Annotated in this window: 12 protein-coding genes; 8 read left to right on the top strand and 4 right to left on the bottom strand. The window is 62.9% G+C overall.

Features of this window, described 5'->3' with window-relative positions; all coding sequences use genetic code 11:
• Nucleotides 1-153: 153 nt before the first annotated feature.
• Nucleotides 154-531, top strand: coding sequence for a DoxX family protein (locus NKH04_RS32050; protein WP_352542904.1), 378 nt, complete (start codon nucleotides 154-156; stop codon nucleotides 529-531).
• Nucleotides 532-561: 30 nt separating this feature from the next.
• Here NKH04_RS32050 and NKH04_RS32055 read toward each other — a convergent pair whose 3' ends face one another.
• Together NKH04_RS32055 and NKH04_RS32060 are read right to left on the bottom strand one after the other, a co-directional pair.
• Nucleotides 562-1284, bottom strand: coding sequence for an SDR family oxidoreductase (locus NKH04_RS32055; RefSeq protein WP_352542903.1), 723 nt, complete (start codon nucleotides 1282-1284; stop codon nucleotides 562-564).
• Nucleotides 1281-2132 carry an SDR family NAD(P)-dependent oxidoreductase gene (locus NKH04_RS32060; protein WP_352453403.1) on the bottom strand — a complete coding sequence of 284 codons (852 nt, stop codon included), beginning with the start codon at nucleotides 2130-2132 and terminating at the stop codon, nucleotides 1281-1283. The genes NKH04_RS32055 and NKH04_RS32060 overlap by 4 nt, the downstream gene beginning before the upstream one ends.
• Before the next feature lie 105 nt (nucleotides 2133-2237).
• Here NKH04_RS32060 and NKH04_RS32065 point away from each other — a divergent pair, with 105 nt between their 5' ends.
• Complete coding sequence (locus tag NKH04_RS32065) at nucleotides 2238-3110, top strand: helix-turn-helix transcriptional regulator (RefSeq protein ID WP_352453402.1); 873 nt, start codon at nucleotides 2238-2240, stop codon at nucleotides 3108-3110.
• Between the two features lie 101 nt (nucleotides 3111-3211).
• Here the strand turns inward: NKH04_RS32065 and NKH04_RS32070 are convergent, their stop codons facing one another.
• Complete coding sequence (locus tag NKH04_RS32070) at nucleotides 3212-3805, bottom strand: TetR family transcriptional regulator C-terminal domain-containing protein (RefSeq protein WP_352453406.1); 594 nt, start codon at nucleotides 3803-3805, stop codon at nucleotides 3212-3214.
• A gap of 289 nt (nucleotides 3806-4094) precedes the next feature.
• On the opposite strand from NKH04_RS32070, the gene aptA reads away from it, so the two are divergent.
• The 5 genes from aptA to NKH04_RS32095 all read left to right on the top strand — a co-directional run bounded on the left by aptA (nucleotide 4095) and on the right by NKH04_RS32095 (nucleotide 9336).
• Nucleotides 4095-5423: an omega-aminotransferase AptA gene (aptA, locus tag NKH04_RS32075; RefSeq protein ID WP_352471500.1), complete on the top strand. Its 1329-nt coding sequence runs from the start codon at nucleotides 4095-4097 to the stop codon at nucleotides 5421-5423.
• 56 nt (nucleotides 5424-5479) lie between these two features.
• Nucleotides 5480-6730, top strand: coding sequence for a Zn-dependent hydrolase (locus NKH04_RS32080; protein WP_352471503.1), 1251 nt, complete (start codon nucleotides 5480-5482; stop codon nucleotides 6728-6730).
• A 331-nt stretch (nucleotides 6731-7061) separates the two neighbouring features.
• Nucleotides 7062-7427 carry an endonuclease domain-containing protein gene (locus NKH04_RS32085; protein WP_352471504.1) on the top strand — a complete coding sequence of 122 codons (366 nt, stop codon included), beginning with the start codon at nucleotides 7062-7064 and terminating at the stop codon, nucleotides 7425-7427.
• A gap of 86 nt (nucleotides 7428-7513) precedes the next feature.
• A complete protein-coding gene (gene hydA, locus NKH04_RS32090) occupies nucleotides 7514-8965 on the top strand; it encodes a dihydropyrimidinase (RefSeq protein WP_352471505.1) in 1452 nt (483 codons plus the stop codon).
• Between the two features lie 29 nt (nucleotides 8966-8994).
• On the top strand, nucleotides 8995-9336 hold the full coding sequence (locus tag NKH04_RS32095) for a hypothetical protein (protein ID WP_352471506.1): 342 nt from the start codon (nucleotides 8995-8997) through the stop codon (nucleotides 9334-9336).
• A 35-nt stretch (nucleotides 9337-9371) separates the two neighbouring features.
• Here the strand turns inward: NKH04_RS32095 and NKH04_RS32100 are convergent, their stop codons facing one another.
• The gene (locus tag NKH04_RS32100; protein WP_023675871.1) at nucleotides 9372-9776 is read right to left on the bottom strand and encodes a cupin domain-containing protein; all 405 of its coding nucleotides are present in this window, start codon (nucleotides 9774-9776) and stop codon (nucleotides 9372-9374) included.
• Nucleotides 9777-9937: 161 nt separating this feature from the next.
• Between NKH04_RS32100 and NKH04_RS32105 the strand changes: the two genes are divergently transcribed.
• A complete protein-coding gene (locus tag NKH04_RS32105; RefSeq protein WP_352471507.1) occupies nucleotides 9938-10729 on the top strand; it encodes an ABC transporter ATP-binding protein in 792 nt (263 codons plus the stop codon).
• The last annotated feature ends 178 nt before the right edge of the window (nucleotides 10730-10907 follow it).

Below are 10907 nucleotides of genomic sequence, written 5' to 3' on the forward strand. Positions count from 1 at the left end.
TTTTTTTTAAACCAAACATCAAAAAACCTTGAACCGGTTTTGGTGTTGTTTTACTACAAACCCCCCCTCCCCCACCTTTTGGGGCCGCCGCCCCTGGCCCCGGGGGGGGGGGGTCCCGCGGCGCGCCTCTTTTCTGCCCGAGGACCCGACAGCATGTTTTCAAACTTTGATAGTGAGATCCTATTCGCCGCCCGCCTGCTGCTTGGCGGCGGCTTTGTCTTTGCCGGCCTGCGCAACATTCAGAACGCGGCGTTGGTGAGCCAATTGATGACGACGCGCGGCGTGCCGCAGGCACGGCTGGTTCTTTGGCTGGGGATCGTCCTGCAAATCATTGCCGGAGCGCTGGTGATCGCGGGCATCTGGACCGCTGCGGCGGCGGCATGCCTGATCCTGTTCCTGATCGTCGCCACGCCGATGTTCCATAACTTCTGGGATCATCAGGGGCCTGAGCGCGCGTCCCGCATCAACGGCTTTGTCGGCAACGTCGCGCTGGCCGGAGGATTTCTGGCGCTGATCGCGCAGTCGCTTTGACAACGACTGATGCCTCTTGGAGGCAGCCGCTCACGCCGCATACCGCAAGCCGCCGTCGCAGGTCAGGATCTGGCCTGTGACGAAGCTGTTCGAAACCAGGAACGCGATCGCCTCAGCGACGTCCTCGGCGCGGCCAATGCGGCCGACCGGTGTCTTGCCGGCATAATCGGCAAACACCGCATGGCGCTGTTCATCGGGCAGGAAATCCCACCACGGCGTGTCGATGACGCCCGGCGCCACGACATTGACGCGTAGCGGCTTCAGCTCCATTGCCAGGATCGGCACCACGGTCAGCAGCATGCCGTTGACGGCGGCGATGCCGGCGACACCCGGCGCCGACAATTGCGCCGACACCGCCGAGATGAAAGTCACCGAGCCGCTCTTGTTCAGCGTCGGCAAGGCGGCCTGCAGGCAGGAGAGCTGTGGCCGGACCTTCTCGTCGACGCCACCGCCGATGTCAGTCAGGTCAAGCGTTTCGAACGGACCGAGCCCCTTGCCGCCGCTGGCGGCCAGCACCAGGTGATCGAAAGGGCCGAGATCGTTGAAGAACCGGCGAACCTCGTCCGGCTTCGCGGCATCGAAGGCAGCCTTTTCGACTGCGCCGCCAAGGCTTTGCCATGCGTTGTCGAGCCTTTCCCGGTTGCGCCCGGTGATAGTCACCTTCATGCCCGGGCCAAGCAGCTTTTTCGCGGTGGCGAGGCCGATGCCGGAGGAGCCGCCGACGATCACGGCGTGCTGCGTTTTCTCGGTCATGAATTTTCTTTCTTCGATGTTGCGGAAGCGGGTGCGAGCGCGACAAGGCCGAGACTCAATTCACGCAACTGCTGCCTCGCCTTCGCGTCATAGGCTTGTGCATCGGCACGGGATTCCCTTTGGCCGTCGAAATAGAGGCCGCTTCGCCCTTCGAGTGCCGGCGATGTGGCGAGGTTGATGATGGCTTCGGCGCCGGTTTCGACCGAGCTCCACGGCGTGATGCCCGCCTGCCGCACCATCGTGGTGTTCATGTAGCTTGCCGGATGCAGGCTGTTGACGGTCACATTGGTGCCGTGCAGCTGCTCCGCCAGGTCGATGGTGAACATGATCTGCGCCAGCTTGCTCTGGCAGTAGGCACGAACGCCGTCGTAGGAGCGGGTCAGCATGACATCCCTGAAGTCGATCGCCCGTTGCCCGGCCGAGGCGACATTGATGATGCGCGCCGGCGCGCTGGCCTTGAGCAGTGGCAGCAGCTCCGTGGTGAGCAGGAAACCGGCGAGGTAGTTGACGGCAAAGCGCAGCTCGTAGCCGTCGGCGCTGACCTGCCGTTTCGCGTTGGGGCCGGCGGTGCCAACGCCGGCATTGTTGATGAGGATATCGAGCCGCTTGGTCCTGGCGCGGACGGCTTCGGCGAGGCGGCGGACCTCGGCCAGGGAGGAGAGATCGGCGACAAGAAGCTCGGCCTTGCCGCCGGCGGCTTCGATCTCGGTCACGATCGCCTTGCCCCTTGTCGCGTCGCGGCCATGCACCAGGATGCGGGCGCCGCCGGCGCCGAGCCGTTGCGCGACAACGCGGCCGACGCCGTCGGTTGAGCCGGTAATCAGGATCGTCTTGTCTTTCAGTTCCATGTTCAGAGCCTCCATGTCATCGCTCTGAGCAGAAAGATGGGACACCAGACGCATGCCAAACAGTTCAAACTTTATCCTGGTATCGGTACTGCTATAATAGCGCCGATGGATTCCACCACGCATTCTGCCGAAGGCAGCCGTCGCCGCGAGCTTGGCGCCTTTCTGCGCTCGCGGCGCGAAAGGCTGACGCCTTCGGCCACCGGCATTTCGACCGGCCTGCGCCGGCGCACGCCCGGGCTGCGGCGCGAGGAGGTGGCGATGATCGCCGGCGTCGGCACGACCTGGTACACCTGGCTGGAGCAGGGCCGCGACGTTCGGCCGTCGGTGGAAGTGCTGACGGCGCTCAGCCGGGCGCTGCGCCTGGACACGGCCGAGCAACGGCATCTGTTCATTCTTGCCGGCCGCCCGCAGCCGGAGCGTCGCGTCGACGCGCCGGAAAAAGTCGATAGCCCGTTGCTGCACATGCTGCAGAGCCTGGTCCTGCAGCCGGCCTATGTCCTTGGGCGGCGTTGGGACGTGCTGGCCTGGAATTCTGCTGCGGCAGCCGTGTTCGGCGACTATGGCCTGCTGGAGGGCGATGCCCGCAACATCGTCCATATGGTTTTCACCAGCGCGCAGCATCGGCGCCTGCTCGTTGATTGGGAGGAACTGGCACGTGCCGTGCTGGCGTCATTCCGGGCAGAAAGCGCCAGATATGTCGGCGATCCGGATTTCGAGCGGCTGATCGCGCTGATGACGCGCTCGAGCCAGGAGTTTCGCGCCTGGTGGCCGCTACGCGACGTGGCCCGTAACCTGTCGGGTGTAAAGCATGTCAGGCATCCGACAGCGGGTGCCATGGCGTTCGAGCATATGAGCCTGTCGATCGACGACGGCTCGGACATGAAGCTGATCGTCTACACGCCGCTCGCCGAGCAGAACTCGATCGCCAAGCTGCAGAAGCTGCTCGATGCGCTGCCGGCCGAGCGGCGCAGCGCGTGAGCCCAACTTCGTCATCCTGGGGTCTGCGCTGCGTCGCTCCGCTCCTTGCTGCGCCCCAGGATGACGAAGCAATGGGGGAGGTTTGCGACAGCCGAGCTGCCTCAGCCCTTCGGCTTCAGCCCGTCGATGAACAGTTGCTCGAGAAACCTTGCGGCATCCTCGAAGCGGCCGTCGCCGCCGCGGTCAGGGCCGAGCACGGCGCGGACCTGCACGTCGAAATCGGCATAATGCTGCGTCGTCGCCCAGATCGAGAAGATCAGGTGCCAGGGGTCGGTGCGGGCAATCTTGCCGGCGCGCATCCAGCCCTTGATGACATTGGCCTTCTCGTCGACCAGCGTCTTCAACTCGCCTTCCAGCATCGGCATGATACGCGGCGCGCCCTGCAGGATCTCGTTGGCGAACAGCCGGCTCTCGCGCGGGAAATCGCGCGCCATTTCGAGCTTGCGCCTGATATAGCTGCGCAGTTCGGTCAAGGGGTCGCCGATATCGTCGAGTTCGCGCAGCGGCGCCAGCCAGGTGTCGAGAAGCCGCTGCATCAGCGTCTTGTGGATGTCCTCCTTGCGGCGGAAATAATAGAGCAGGTTCGGCTTCGACATGCCGGCGGCTTCAGCGATCTGGTCGATTGTCGAGCCGCGAAAACCGTTGGTCGAGAAGACTTCGAGCGCCGCCTCGAGGATGAGCTCGCGCTTTTCCATCTGGATGCGGGTGCGGCGAGGAGCAGAGCTTTCGACCGCACCCGTCACCTCGAAAAACCTTCGCTGCGAGGAGTGTCTGGACCAATTCTCTGGACCAGTTTTTCTCCGCCCTGTGGAGCGCACTTCGAAAGCCGCATTTCCGCTAGTAATCCCTTGACCGCTGATAAGGCGGTGCTAACGTTTGTCCAACCGGTCAAAAATTTGCGTAGCACGAAAACGTCGCGAAGACCAAGTTGGAAAGACCAGGCGTTAGCCGCACCGAAACAAGTTACAAGGGGAAGTCTCGGTCATGTCCAACCGGCTGAAAGTCACGCCGAACGATCTCAGTGCATTCTGGATGCCGTTCACGGCAAACCGGCAGTTCAAGCAGGCGCCGCGCATGATGGTGTCGGCCAAGGACATGCACTACACGACCAGCGACGGGCGCAAGGTGCTCGACGGCACCGCCGGCCTGTGGTGCGTCAATGCCGGCCACTGCCGCCCGAAGATCACCGAGGCGATCCAGAGCCAGGCGGCCGAGCTCGACTATGCGCCGGCGTTCCAGATGGGCCATCCGATCGTGTTCGAGCTGGCGAACCGGCTGGTCGACATCGCGCCGAAGGGCATGGACCATGTGTTCTTCACGAATTCCGGCTCGGAATCGGTCGAGACCGCGCTGAAGATGGCGATCGCCTATCACCGCGCCAAAGGCGAGGGCTCGCGCACCCGTCTGATCGGCCGCGAACGCGGCTATCACGGCGTCAATTTCGGCGGCATCTCCGTCGGCGGCATTGTCACCAACCGCAAGATGTTCGGCACGCTGCTCGGCGGCGTCGATCACATGCCCCACACGCATCTGCCGGAAAAGAACTCTTTCACCAAGGGCGTGCCGGAGCATGGCGCGGAACTGGCGAACGAGCTGGAGCGCATCGTCGCCTTGCACGACGCCTCGACCATCGCCGCCGTCATCGTCGAGCCGGTTGCCGGTTCCACCGGCGTCATCCTGCCGCCGAAGGGCTATTTGCAGAAGCTTCGCGAGATCTGCACCAAGCACGGCATCTTGCTGATCTTCGACGAAGTCATCACCGGTTTCGGCCGTCTCGGTACGCCGTTTGCCGCCGACTATTTCGGCGTCACGCCGGATATCATGACCACGGCGAAGGGCGTCTCCAACGGCGTCATCCCGATGGGCGCGGTGTTCGTGAAGAAGGAAATCCACGACGCCTTCATGACCGGCCCCGAGCACATGATCGAGTTCTTCCACGGCTACACCTATTCGGGCAATCCGATCGCCTGCGCGGCAGCGCTGGGCACGCTTGACACCTACAAGGAAGAAGGGCTGCTGACGCGCGGCGAGGAACTGGCGCCGTACTGGGAGGACGCGCTGCACTCGCTGAAGGGCGAGCCGAACGTCATCGATATCAGAAACATCGGCCTGATCGGCGCGATCGAGCTGGCGCCGATCGCCGGCCAGCCAACGAAGCGGGCCTTCTCGGCTTTCGTCAAGGCGTTCGAGCGCGGTGCATTGATCCGCACCACCGGCGACATCATCGCGCTGTCGCCGCCGCTGATCATCACCAAAGGCCAGATCAACGAATTGATCGACCATGTGCGCGAAGTGCTGAGGGCCGTGGATTGAACCAGGTGCAGCTTTCCCTCCCCCTCGACGCCGCGCAACCAATGAGGTTTTAGAATATGGCCGCCCCCGGCGAGAATCTGCGGATCAATTCAGACCGTTTGTGGGATTCGATAATGGAGATGGCGAAGATCGGCCCCGGCATTGCCGGCGGCAATAATCGCCAGACTGTTACTGACGAGGACGGCGAAGGGCGGCATCTGTTCAAGCGCTGGTGCGATGAGGCGGGGCTCGAAATGGGCGTCGACGAGATGGGTACGATGTTTGCCCGTCGCGAAGGCACCGACCCCAGCCTGCCGCCGGTCTATGTCGGCAGCCATCTCGACACCCAGCCGACCGGCGGCAAGTATGACGGCGTGCTCGGCGTGCTCGGCGGCCTGGAGGTCGTGCGCTCGCTCAACGATCTCGGCATCAAGACCAAGCATCCGATCGTCGTCACCAACTGGACCAACGAGGAAGGCGCCCGCTTTGCGCCGGCGATGATGGCGTCCGGGGTATTCGCCGGCGTGCTCGACCAGGCCGACGTCTATTCACATGTCGACAAGGACGGCAAGAAATTCGGCGAGGAGCTCGAACGGATCGGCTGGAAGGGCACCGAGAAAGTCGGTGAGCGCAAGATCCACGCCTTCTTCGAATTGCATATCGAGCAGGGCCCGATCCTCGAGGACGAGGGCATCGACATCGGTGTCGTCACCCACGGCCAGGGACTGAAATGGCTGCAGGTGACGCTGACCGGCAAGGAGGCGCATACCGGCTCGACGCCGATGCCGAAGCGGCGCAATGCCGGGCTCGGCATGGCGCGGGTGATCGAATTGGTGCACGAGATCGCCATGGACTACCAACCCGACGCCGTCGGCGCGGTCGGCCATATGGAGGTCTATCCGAACTCGCGTAACATCATTGCCGGGCGCACCGTCTTCACTATCGACATCCGCTCGCCGGAAAAGGAGGTGCTGGACGCCATGGACGGCCGCATCCGCGACGGCATCGACACAATTTGCGACGCGCTCGACATCAAATATCAAATCGATCAGGTCGGCCATTTCGATCCGGTCACTTTCGACGCGGGCTGCGTCAAGGCTGTGCGGGATGCGGCGGAGCGCCTGGGATATACGCATCGCAACATCGTCTCGGGCGCCGGCCATGACGCCTGCTGGATCAACCGCGTCGCACCCACCGCAATGGTGATGTGCCCCTGTGTCGACGGGCTCAGCCACAACGAGGCCGAGGAAATCACCAAGGAATGGGCAGCGGCCGGCGCCGACGTGCTGTTCCATGCGGTGGTGGACACGGCGGGGATTGTGGGGTGAGATGTTGGCGCCGTACCCCCACCCCTAACCCCTCCCCACAAGGGGGAGGGAGACTTCCGTTGGCACTGACCTCGGCAAATTGCCTGCCTTTCGGCGCCAAAAGGAGAAGTAAGGGCGGGCGGCAGCGTTCCCTCCCCCTTGTGGGGAGGGTTAGGGTGGGGGTCCATCTTCGTAAGAATCCAAATGCGATTGCCCTGCCACAAGGGGGAGGGGGACTAGCAATGCCGACGTCTTTTTCTATGGCGAAAGCTTTGATGGGTTCAGCTGTGACAGCGCGGCACCAAGCCTCCCTCCCCCTTGTGGGGAGGAATTGAGGGTGGGGGTACTCGTCTTGGCACCGACCGCGATCGATCCAGCCGCCATCAAACGTGCAAGAATGTTGCGCCGGAACATGACAGAGGGCGAGCGTAAGCTCTGGTCCGAGCTGAAGGAGTTCCGTCGCCTCTACGGGTTACATGCAAGGAAGCAGGCGCCGATTGGGCCTTACATTGCGGACTTCGTTCTGCACGAGAAGAACCTCGTCATCGAGGTGGATGGAGAGCATCACTTTATGCCGGAGCAAATGGAGAAGGACCGCATACGTGATGCATGGTTTGGCCGACAGGGCTATCGTGTGCTCAGGTTTTCGACTGGAGACTTGGCAAATTCCTTCGATGGTTGCGTCGAGGAGATATTGCGGGAAGTTGGAGTCATGTAGAGGCCGTTCAGGGTTCCTCGACGCTGAACCGACCTGATCAAGCAAGGCGCTCACAAGAAGCGCGAAGAGAATAAGGGAACAACAAAATGTCCAAAGTCATCAAGAATGGCACCATCGTCACCGCCGACCGGACGTGGAAGGCCGATGTGCTGTTCAAGCACGGCAAGATCATCGGCATCGGGCCGGATCTGCATGGCGACCATGAGTTCGACGCCAGCGGCTGCTATGTGATGCCGGGCGGCATCGACCCGCATACCCATCTCGAAATGCCGTTCATGGGCACCTATTCGGCCGACGACTTTGAATCCGGTACCCGCGCGGCCCTTGCCGGCGGCACGACCATGGTCGTCGATTTCTGCCTGCCGGCGCCGCAGCAATCACTGCTCGAGGCCTTGCAGATGTGGGACAACAAGACCTCGAAGGCGTCCTGCGACTATTCCTTCCACATGGCGATCACCTGGTGGGGCAAGCAGGTGTTCGACGAGATGGCCACCGTCGTCGACAGGGGCATTACCTCGTTCAAGCATTTCATGGCCTACAAGGGCGCGCTGATGGTCGATGACGACGAGCTCTATTCGTCGTTCCAGCGCTGTGCCGATCTTGGCGCGCTGCCGCTGGTCCATGCCGAGAATGGCGACGTGGTCGCGGCGCTGTCGCAGAAGCTGCTGGCGGCGGGCAACAGCGGCCCGGAGGGGCACGCCTATTCGCGCCCGCCTGAAGTCGAAGGCGAGGCGACCAACCGCGCCATCATGATCGCCGACATGGCCGGCGTGCCGCTCTACGTCGTGCATGTCTCCTGCGAGCAGGCGCACGAAGCCATCCGCCGGGCGCGCCAGAAAGGCATGCGGGTATTCGGCGAGCCGCTGATCCAGCACCTGACGCTGGACGAGAGCGAATATTTCAACAAGGACTGGGACCATGCGGCGCGCCGGGTGATGAGCCCGCCCTTCCGCAACAAACTGCACCAAGATTCGCTGTGGGCCGGCCTGCAGGCCGGGTCGCTGCAAGTGGTGGCGACCGACCATTGTGCCTTCACCACCAAACAGAAGCGCAACGGCGTCGGCGACTTCACCAAGATCCCGAACGGCACGGGCGGGCTCGAGGATCGTTTGCCGGTGCTGTGGACGACCGGCGTCAACACCGGCCGGCTGACGATGAACGAGTTCGTCGCGGTGACCTCGACCAACATCGCCAAGATCCTCAACATGTATCCGAAGAAGGGCGCCATCGTCGAAGGCGCGGACGCCGACATCATCGTCTGGGACCCGAAGCGCAAGAAGAAGATCACGGCCAAGAAGCAGCAGTCGGTGATCGACTACAATGTCTTCGAAGGTTTTGAGGTAACCGGCCTGCCGCGCTTCGTCTTCTCGCGCGGCGAACTGTCGATCGAGGAAAACGAGGTCAAGGCGAAGCCCGGCCATGGCGAGTTCGTCGCTCGCGAGCCGAACGCGGCGGTCAACCGGGCGCTGTCGACGTGGAAGGAAATTTCCGCGCCGCGCAAGGTGGAACGGACGGGCATTCCGGCGACGGGCGTTTGAGCTTGGCGAGCCACGGAGCGATTATCTCAATGGCCGCAGTGATCCTTGGCGCCGGGCCGGCGGCGGCTGACGTCCTTGCCGGCTCCTTTGGCAATGAGGTCGGTTGCGCTGGTGTACGGCTCGGTTATCAGGACAGCGACGATTATGTCGTGCTGACCGCCGACGGCGTCGAAACCTATGGCAGCGGCTGCCAGTTCGCACAGCGACTGACGACGGCGCCTGGCACCCTGTTGTTGAGCTCCACCTGTTTCGCCGAGGGCGAGAAGGGCACGACCACGGATGTCGTCAAGGTCATCAACAGAGGAGGGGACGGTTTCTTCGTGACCATTCCCGGCCTTGAGGAGATCGGGCCGCTGAAATCATGTTCGTGACGGTGCCGATGACGACCGCCGCCTCGATGCCGGCGTCAGGCGACCAACCCATCCAGTTCCGGCAGCAGGACGACGCTTTCCTGTTCGTTGGGATCGGTTCGGGCAATGACCGCCGAGGCGGGGCCGTCGCTCAGATTGGCCGGCAGATGCGGCACGCCGGGGGGAATATAGAAAAGATCGCCGGCCTTGACCACGATATGCTGTTCGAGCCGGTCGCCATACCAGGTATGGACTTCGCCGGAGAGCACATAGATCGCGGTTTCATGGTTTTCGTGCATATGCGCCTTGGCGCGGGCACCCGGCGGCATGGTCAGCAGATGCATGCAGATGCCGGACGAGCCGACTGTTTCGGCGGCGATACCGGCGAAATAACTCAGGCCCTGCTTGCCTTCATAAGAGCTTTCAGGGCGGATAAGATGGCAAGTCGGTTTGGGCGACATCGGGGCAACTCCGGGCGTCTATCTGATGGGACAAGGGCGCGTAGAACTGGGGCGCATAGAACTGGGGCGAGTAGGACTGGGCGAGTGGAAAGCAACATCTGGGTAAAATCAATGGGATTCCGGCCGGCGCCGCAGTGGCCGGAAGCGACAGGCTACGGCCGATGACGGGAGTATCCCCAGCCGTTGTTTCGGCAAGCAAGCTTGGCCTGACCTTCCAGACCAATGATGGTCCGGTACAGGCGCTGTCGAATGTCGACCTGACGATCGGCAAGGGGGAATTCGTGTCCTTCATCGGGCCCTCCGGCTGCGGCAAGACGACCTTGCTGCGCGTCATCGCCGATCTGGAGAAGCCGACATCGGGAGCCATCTCCGTCAACGGCATGACGCCCGAGCAGGCGCGCCAGAGCCGCGCCTATGGCTATGTCTTCCAGGCGGCCGCACTTTATCCGTGGCGCACCATCCAGCGCAATGTGGCACTGCCGCTGGAGATCATGGGCCTGTCCAGGGCGGAGCAGGCGGCGCGCATCAAGCGAACCCTCGACCTTGTCAATCTCAGCGGCTTCGAGAAGAAATACCCCTGGCAGCTTTCGGGCGGCATGCAGCAGCGCGCCTCGATCGCGCGGGCGCTCGCCTTCGACGCCGACCTTTTGTTGATGGACGAGCCGTTCGGCGCGCTGGACGAGATCGTGCGCGATCACCTCAACGAACAGCTGCTGGAGCTTTGGGAGCGCACCAACAAGACTATCTGCTTCGTCACCCATTCGATCCCCGAGGCGGTCTATCTGTCGACGCGCATCATCGTCATGTCGCCGCGCCCGGGGCGTGTCAGCGACGTCATAGAATCGACGCTGCCGAAAAAGCGACCGCTCGATATCCGCGAGACGCCGGAGTTCCTGGCCATCGCGGCACGCGTGCGCGACGGGCTGAGGGCAGGGCACAGCTATGATGATTGAGCGGGATGAACTCCCTCCTCTCCCCGTTGGGGCTAGCGGGGCCCCCCATGCCTTCGTCATCCTAGGGCGGAGCAGCCGCGAAGCGGCCTGCGCAGACCCTAGGATCCATATGTGGACGGCGCCCTGCCTGCAACGGTTGTTTTGCGTCGTTTTCGATCGCTTGCGTCCATATGTCCGG

The sequence above is a fragment of the Mesorhizobium sp. M1365 genome (assembly GCF_040317865.1).
GTDB lineage: Bacteria > Pseudomonadota > Alphaproteobacteria > Rhizobiales > Rhizobiaceae > Mesorhizobium.

Excerpts from the sequence above, each read along its gene's own strand:
- NKH04_RS32070 (WP_352453406.1), bottom strand. The coding sequence starts at position 3,805 with ATGGAAAAGCGCGAGCTCATCCTCGAGGCGGCGCTCGAAGTCTTCTCG.
- NKH04_RS32060 (WP_352453403.1), bottom strand. The coding sequence starts at position 2,132 with ATGGAACTGAAAGACAAGACGATCCTGATTACCGGCTCAACCGACGGC.
- NKH04_RS32100 (WP_023675871.1), bottom strand. The coding sequence starts at position 9,776 with ATGTCGCCCAAACCGACTTGCCATCTTATCCGCCCTGAAAGCTCTTAT.
- aptA (WP_352471500.1), top strand. The coding sequence starts at position 4,095 with ATGTCCAACCGGCTGAAAGTCACGCCGAACGATCTCAGTGCATTCTGG.
- NKH04_RS32080 (WP_352471503.1), top strand. The coding sequence starts at position 5,480 with ATGGCCGCCCCCGGCGAGAATCTGCGGATCAATTCAGACCGTTTGTGG.
- NKH04_RS32055 (WP_352542903.1), bottom strand. The coding sequence starts at position 1,284 with ATGACCGAGAAAACGCAGCACGCCGTGATCGTCGGCGGCTCCTCCGGC.
- hydA (WP_352471505.1), top strand. The coding sequence starts at position 7,514 with ATGTCCAAAGTCATCAAGAATGGCACCATCGTCACCGCCGACCGGACG.
- NKH04_RS32050 (WP_352542904.1), top strand. The coding sequence starts at position 154 with ATGTTTTCAAACTTTGATAGTGAGATCCTATTCGCCGCCCGCCTGCTG.
- NKH04_RS32105 (WP_352471507.1), top strand. The coding sequence starts at position 9,938 with ATGACGGGAGTATCCCCAGCCGTTGTTTCGGCAAGCAAGCTTGGCCTG.
- NKH04_RS32065 (WP_352453402.1), top strand. The coding sequence starts at position 2,238 with ATGGATTCCACCACGCATTCTGCCGAAGGCAGCCGTCGCCGCGAGCTT.
- NKH04_RS32095 (WP_352471506.1), top strand. The coding sequence starts at position 8,995 with ATGGCCGCAGTGATCCTTGGCGCCGGGCCGGCGGCGGCTGACGTCCTT.